Annotated in this window: 5 protein-coding genes and 1 pseudogene; 1 reads left to right on the forward strand and 5 read right to left on the reverse strand. The window is 37.5% G+C overall.

Features of this window, described 5'->3' with window-relative positions; translation table 11 throughout:
• From AB1422_16920 to AB1422_16940, 5 genes are all read right to left on the reverse strand, one after another.
• On the reverse strand, positions 1-407 hold a 407-nt coding region (locus AB1422_16920; GenBank protein MEW6620988.1), incomplete at its 3' end, for a hypothetical protein.
• Between the two features lie 56 nt (positions 408-463).
• Positions 464-823, reverse strand: coding sequence for a helix-turn-helix domain-containing protein (locus tag AB1422_16925; protein MEW6620989.1), 360 nt, complete (start codon positions 821-823; stop codon positions 464-466).
• 187 nt (positions 824-1,010) lie between these two features.
• Positions 1,011-2,129: a phosphotransferase gene (locus AB1422_16930; protein MEW6620990.1), complete on the reverse strand. Its 1,119-nt coding sequence runs from the start codon at positions 2,127-2,129 to the stop codon at positions 1,011-1,013.
• Positions 2,072-2,626, reverse strand: coding sequence for a polysaccharide deacetylase family protein (locus AB1422_16935; protein ID MEW6620991.1), 555 nt, complete (start codon positions 2,624-2,626; stop codon positions 2,072-2,074). The genes AB1422_16930 and AB1422_16935 overlap by 58 nt, the downstream gene beginning before the upstream one ends.
• An 11-nt stretch (positions 2,627-2,637) precedes the next feature.
• Entirely contained in the window at positions 2,638-2,850 is a 213-nt protein-coding gene (locus tag AB1422_16940) for a helix-turn-helix domain-containing protein (protein ID MEW6620992.1), read from the reverse strand.
• A 329-nt stretch (positions 2,851-3,179) separates the two neighbouring features.
• On the opposite strand from AB1422_16940, the pseudogene AB1422_16945 reads away from it, so the two are divergent.
• Positions 3,180-4,598, forward strand: a pseudogene (locus tag AB1422_16945) (IS66 family transposase).
• Positions 4,599-4,790 lie beyond the last annotated feature (192 nt).

Raw genomic sequence — 4,790 nt, forward strand, 5'->3', positions numbered from 1 at the left:
AGCGTGCAAGCAATCTCTCCAACAATTTCACTGTGCCAAATACAATCGTTTTCACCACTTTGACCACACGACCTTTCTCCCGCTTTTTGCTCACTGTAGCATAACACAAATCCTCTGGCATTTTTTTTCTCAGACTTTGAGGAATCTCCCAAATCACAATCTTCGGATGGCTCTATTTCATAACTATAACTTTGTTCAATGGCGCAAGTGTATGCTGAATAATCATCACTGGTAATTAACAAATCTGTTCGTCCACCTGTCCGCTTTTTGACATCTTCAACCACCTGACACCAGTTTTCTTTTGTCCGCTTCCCACACACCAAACTTAACAAAAGACGATGTTCAGGGTCTACGGCAGTATGGTCCCACTCATCACCTCCAAAACTCTTCCAGAGCATCTTCCTCATTACAATTAGATTCCTTTTTTGATACAAATCCCCACTTCTCATCAAGTTGTATTTCTTTAGTCTGAGGGGGAAAAAACCACTAATTCATCATGCACCTTCTTAGCCTGATCTCCAGCTAATCGTGCATATCGAGTTACTGTGTTTTTGTCCACTCCTACCAACCGGCTGGTGGCACGCGTCCCACAACCCTCCTGAATATGTTTCATCACCGATATTACCACTTCTGCTGGCAATCGTGCATAATTCAACATTGTTCCTTTTCGCTCCGAAAAATGAGCACCGCAGCTCTGACAATAAATCAGCCGAATCCGTTTCCCTTTTCCACTCCATCCACGGAAAGAAAGATTTCCTTTACCGCGAATATTGTAATTCGGACAAGAAGGATTCTGACAACAAAAATGTTCTATTGGATGCATCGTTTTCTCTCCTTTGTAAAATTTCGGTACCCCAAAACCTCGCTTCTGACAGACCCAGAAGTTAGTCTTGAATACTTACCTTATTATAATTATCGACACGATGCATCCTCAACTTTAGCTTCTTTCAGACACCACCAAAAAAAGCAATTTCCTATCAGTCATAAAATCAGTTTCTATAAAGAATGACCTAAGTTAATAGGTGATCTAACAATGATAATTCTTTCTGCAATACCCAAAAATTATAGAGCTTCTCGTATATGGGAAATTTCCAAAATCTAGTGATGGTAACTAAATGGGTAATAGTGTGACGAATCAAAAGAAATCTAAAAATCAATAATCTTTCCACACTCGCTTCCTCAAAACCCTCCAGGAGCGCTTTTTGCAAAGAAATAAGATATTTTTTCCGAAAGTAGGGCTTAAATGTCATCAGATAAAATTGGTGGTATAAACGCGTTATATCTAAATAAGAAGAATCTATCTGGGACTCCCCAAAATCAAAAACAGCAACCTGTTGACCATTTACAATGATGTTACTTGGATTAAAATCGGAATGACAAATACTCACCCGGAGTTCTTTTTCGCTTAAATCATTTCTATGTTTTTCAAAAAAACTTAATATCTGTTCTTTATAACGAGCTGGAAACCAGTTAGCTCGTTCTTCAGTTAATATCCTCAGCCGAACATTACAATATTGAATAAATTCGTCAACCGAGAATCTTCGGTCATTTAGGGATGATAATGATTGAAAATATCGTAACCATGCACCCACATTCCGAACCTGAACTATTAAGTTGTCATATTTTATTGAAGAGGTAAACAAACAAGTTCCTTGTCTTATCAAATACCCTAACCCTTCGCCGGAAATTTCTTCTGTAATGATTAAATATCTTTCAGGGATTACTAATAAAGGTTTCGGAACAAAAAATTGATTTGAGTCAATAAATCGTTCATACCAATAGTTTAAGTTTTGATATTCCTCGAGCACCCATTGATTTATATCATTAATCATGGGAATGCTGTCCTCTTTATAAATTTTGATAAAAATATTTTTGTTCCCTTCCGAACCCTTAGCTTCACATTTTATAACATGAGAAAACCATCCCTCAATGTAGTGACGGACATGAAGAGTTTCTATTTTACCTATTCCTAATTCTACGGACAGCTTTTTGATGTAATCCTTCTCTATGCCGAGATCTGAAGGATCTAAGTTCATATTATGTATCTTAGATAAGTTTTTTATTTTCATCGTCATTTTTTGAAACCACAAAGAGTTGCCTCCAAAACCGGAAGGGACATTTTCTGACATACATTTATTCTTCGCAAACCATAAGGATTAGTATGATTGTCATTAAACAATGGGATTTGGGAAAAAGATAGATGATAACCTAATTCTCTTAGTTGGTCCTGATGAAATTCTCTGAAATCGGGCATTTCCCCATTCGGATAACTAAAGGCAATGCACGCCATTCCGGTTTCTTTTTCAATCATCTCCTTTGAAACCCTTAATTCACAGTAACTCTTGTTAGGCTCTAAGGTTGTCAATATCGCATGGGAGTGGGAATGATATCCGACCGTATGACCATTGTCAACCAGAGTTTTCACATTAGATGGCACCATACCTACTTTGCGACACTTTAATTCTGCACGCTTAAGAAATACCCCTATTCGCACTTCACTCCGCTTTATCCCCGTCCGTTTATTTAGGACTTCCATCGCCTCTTTAATCGTCGCTGGTGGGTGTTCTCTAAAATATGCTTCTATCGTTGATATATGCTGGTCTAATAAACTTTCTGGTCTGTCCAAGTTAATCTCTTTTAATTTTTCAAGCCCCCTTCTTTGTATAGTTTAATATATTCGGCGACCACATTTACCGATACACCTGTTAATTGGGCTATCTTTTTATGCGGCACACCTTGACTCTTTAACCATAAGGCTTCCATCTTGCGTTGCACCCTCGGATGTGGATGATGATATCGTTCATAATTCAAGGCTTTTATCTCATCTTCCGTCCACTCTATGTTTATCATAATGTTCCCTCCCTTTTTGATAGATAAGTTTAGTCTACGGAGTTCTATTTTACTACCTTTTAATTCTGATGTCAACATTTTTTAACAGGAATTCCCCAAGTTAATTTACAAAGAGGGATAGTGAGTTATGTTGACTTCTGATGGCAATATCTCCCCCTTTCCCCCAACAAATTTATTTAGGAGAGTTATTAAAATTTATTATTTATTTTTGTAACCGTTCAGGTATAGCTAATAAAGATATTATGTTTCCCCCCTTGCTTACCTATATCAAATTAAGGCTAAAGAAAAGCCTAAAAAGAGCCGATATAGATATTGAGGGAGGGGACTCAATGGAACAAAGCAATCAGAAATTAGAAATAACTCCTCAATATTTAGAATCTCTATCAAAGAGCCAATTAATAGAATTAGTGTTGTTTCTTGTCCAACGGATTCAGGTTCTTGAGGAAAAGATTGTCTTACTCAATAAGAACTCTTCCACCTCTTCAAAACCACCCTCTTCTGACATTGTCAAACCCCAAAAGGCAGATAAGACAGAAGTCCCAAGAAAGATAGGGGGACAGAAAGGACATACCGGAACTACTCATCAACCCGTAAGCGTTCAGGCAGTCAATCAGATAGAAGAGTATGATATCAAGGTATGTTCTGTATGCAATCAAGATGTCCTCCCAGAGAGGGTTGGCAATCCAATTATTCATCAGGTAGTAGAAATACCTGCAAAGCTCATTACTATAACTGAACATCGCAGCTATGGTCATTTATGTCCAAACTGTCATAAGGTCGTCTATGCTCCTTTCCCTGAGCAAATCATACCACACCAACTGTGTGGTCCAAGGCTTCAGGCACTTATAGCTTATATGAAAGGGAACCTACATGCTTCTTATACCAACTTATCACTTTTTATCAATGATATTCTTGGCCTTGAAATTAGCCGTAGTACCGTTTGTAATATTATTTCCCAGGTTAACAAAGCCTTATTTAAGCCATACGAAGAGGTCAAAGAATATATTTCTAACTAACCACACCTACATATTGATGAGACAGGTTGGAAAGATAATGGATTAGCCCATTGGGTCTGGGTGTTCTGCACTAACTTAATTAGCTTCTTCTATATTAGTAAATCTCGAGCAAGTAAGGTATTAGAAGAAGTTCTTGGTCAAACATATAAAGGAACCATTATTAGCGACTTCTTTTCTGCTTACATTAAATACGCCAGTGAATTCCAGCAATTTTGCTTAGCCCATTTAATTCGTGATATTAAGTTTCTAACTACCTTGCCTGATAAAACAACCCAACTTTTGGGACAGGGACTACTTCTCTGTTTCAGACATATCTTTCAAATCTGGCATCGTAAACATGAGATACCTAAAGAAGAATATTAGGAGCAAATAAAGAATATTCAGAATAATCTTCGGCTTCTTCTGGAGCAAAATAGCAACCTTTCTCCAAAGGGCATAACTATGTCCAAACGACTATGTAGACATTGGGATTCTATATTCCGTTTCCTCTTTGATTCAACTATATCCCCGACAAACAATATAGCTGAACAAACTATCCGTGCCCTGGTTATTGACTGTAAGATTACCCAAGGCAGCCGCAGCGAAATGGGTAAACAGTGGAATGCCCGAATCTGGACAGCCATTTCAACCTGTCGAAAACAAAATCGACCGATCTGGTCTTTTTTGCAACAAGCAATTAATGCTTTCTACTTTAACTTATCTACCCCTTCTTTGTTGCCTAAGTCTGTATAACCTGCCTACCTACCTGAACGGTTACAAAAACTTTATATTGTTATATCTACTTAGAGAACGATATACTAGTACTGTGTTAAGTAAATTTTTTCACAGTTTTTTCTAAAGTTTTGCTGATAAAATGACGATAATTCCACGTGGGCATAGAAATTTTAAGGAGGAAAGAATTATGCAAAAAAGATATCCACGTGG

This window comes from bacterium, assembly GCA_040757115.1.
GTDB lineage: Bacteria > UBA9089 > CG2-30-40-21 > CG2-30-40-21 > SBAY01 > JBFLXS01.